Here is a 1,755-nt window from a genome sequence, read left to right as displayed (position 1 = left end):
ACGTAGGTGTAGGTGGTGGGGGTGCTGGCCCCGGCGGGGGTGGTGACGATCACGGGGACGCTGCCGGCCGCGTGCGGAGGAGCCACGACGGTGATCACCCAACCGAAGGGGTCCTGTGCGGTGATGGTTGCCGGCGTGCCGTCGAAGGTGACGGAGGTGGCTCCGCCGAGGTTGAATCCGACGAGCAGGACGGTGTTGCCGCCGGTGGTGGGGCCGAAGCTGGGCACGGCCGCGATGAGCGTCGGCTGCGCCAGTACGGAAGGCAGGCCGGGAAGAAGGTTCACGGACATGGTGGTTCTCCTGAGTGGGAGTGGGTGAGGGGACGTCCTGCCGACATCCGTGCTCAGGCGGAGTGGGTCGGCTCAGGCCCTGGAAGCGGCGTTACGAAGGCCGAGGCGGGACTCCAGCCCCCGATCGCTGGGGCTGAGTGAAGTGGAGTCGTGGACCACTGCGTGGCCTGCCGTACGCGCTGCTCGGGCTGGGCAACCTCAGCGCGACCGTACGGGGTCTCTGGACAGGCATGCGGATGTCGGTGGTGTCGCAACTACCGGACTGGATGGGCTGCCTGCCGGTGTTCTCCTCCAGAGTCAGGCGCCGGATGCGAGGGCACAAGACTCTGCCTGCAGATACCACCCAAACGGATGAGTGCGTCGATTTGCTTAGGCGCTCTGGGTGCGCTAAGCGCCGTCATCGCGTCGGCCGGACGCCCCCGGCCGCTGTCGCCGGCCGGGCAGCCGGCGGAGGTGCGGACCGGGCGGGGCGAACTCGCCGTCGTCGAACGTGCCCTTGAGCGGTGAGCGAGCAGCTCGCCGACGAACACGCCTCGGCCGCGGCGCCATCCGCGTGCCCTACGGCGGCGGGATCGGCGGCGTGGAGCACCACAGCGACTCCTCCGCCGGGGCCGGTGGGCGGTGGTGCCGATCCCGCACCGCGAACCAGGCGTGGAGGAGACCACGCTTCCGCCGGACACCACCAGCACCTTCTCGCTGACGTGCGGCGGGCCGCCGGACCGGTCACGCGTGGGGGATCTCTTTCTCGCCATATCGTGGACATCCTGTGCCGCCCCCCTCCCGACCGTGGTTAGGATTACGGCATGGTCACGGCCCGGACGTCATGCGGTGCGCCGCGGATCCGGCGGTACCGGATTGCCTCGGCACCTGTCTGGATGGTCCTGCTGTTTCTCGGATTCCTGTGCGCGCACGGCAGCAGTGACACGATGTCCGTGGACCATTCCTCAGCCTTTCCCTCGGTGAACGCGGCCCCTTATCGGATCGCTCACAAAACGAGCGGAACTTCCGCCGCTCCCGCGGTCCGCGCCCCGCAGCAGGAATGCGCGCACGGCGCGCGGAACTCGCCGCACCCCGGCGAGCACTGCCTTCCGGGGCAGCCGGACCAGGCGGCCGTGTCGGCGCCCGCGCTGCGGGCCGACACACCCGGCGCGACCCCGTGCGCGGACGGCGGCCGGCCGCCCGCGCCCGGCGGAGCCGCGCAGACGGACGGCACGGCGGCCGGTCCTCCGTTCGGAGTGCTGCGCATCTAGACGGCCGGATCCCTGACGATCGACCGGCCCGGTGATGCTGCGGCCGGTCTTCGTGGGCGCATCCGGCGTCCCCTTCCGGGGGTTCCGCACAGGTGCGCACCCCGCCCTGCCCGAAGGCGTCCGCGCGGATGGCCCCACGCACCCGCGCGACCCCGGTCGCGCCCCCGCAGCCGGCCGGCTCCCCGGAGGAACCGTGTCGCTCCACCCCCGTACTC

General features: G+C 71.7%; 1 protein-coding gene. It reads right to left on the bottom strand.

Annotated features, from left to right (window positions below; genetic code table 11):
- On the bottom strand, positions 1–290 hold a 290-nt coding region (locus HYE82_RS36315), incomplete at its 3' end, for an IPT/TIG domain-containing protein (RefSeq protein WP_179178482.1).
- Between the last annotated feature and the right edge of the window lie 1,465 nt (positions 291–1,755).

It is taken from the genome of Streptomyces sp. BR123 (assembly GCF_013401435.1).
In the GTDB taxonomy this organism is placed as follows: Bacteria; Actinomycetota; Actinomycetes; order Streptomycetales; family Streptomycetaceae; genus Streptomyces.
The sequence above is the reverse complement of the archived record's forward strand: the minus strand, read 5'-3'. Positions and strand labels throughout refer to the sequence as shown.